Origin of the sequence: Jiangella anatolica, assembly GCF_003236295.1 — a bacterium.
In the GTDB taxonomy this organism is placed as follows: domain Bacteria; phylum Actinomycetota; class Actinomycetes; order Jiangellales; family Jiangellaceae; genus Jiangella; species Jiangella anatolica.
In genome coordinates, this window is record NZ_POTW01000245.1 from 1 (window position 1) to 399 (window position 399).

1 pseudogene is annotated in these 399 nt (G+C 62.4%); it reads right to left on the reverse strand.

What is annotated here, in order from left to right:
- Nucleotides 1-155 precede the first annotated feature (155 nt).
- Nucleotides 156-399: pseudogene (locus tag C1I92_RS35995) on the reverse strand (MFS transporter); the annotation flags it as partial.

A 399-nucleotide genomic window follows, 5' to 3' on the forward strand; every position in this document is an offset into this window, starting at 1 on the left:
CTGCGCGCCCATGCGCATCTGGCGCTTGCACAGATGTTCGAGCAGACGGAGCGCATGGAAGACGCCCAGCGCCACTATCGGCAAAGCGCATTGCTTGCCGTGAAATGAGAAAAGACCGGGATCATCCCGGCCTTTTTTCTTGCTGGTGACGGCGCCTATTTGTTCACCATCCGTGCTGGTACGGAAAGCGTGAGGATCGCACCCAGCACCATCGACGTGGCCAGCATGTACATGCCCGAATCGGTGCTCTGCGTGGCGTCTTTCAGCCAGCCGACGGCGTAGGGGCTCAGGAAGCCCGCGAGGTTGCCCAGCGAATTGATGAGCGCAATGCCGGCGGCGGCACCGGTGCCGGCCAGGAACGCAGTCGGCAGGCTCCAGAACAGCGGTAACGTGGTCAGG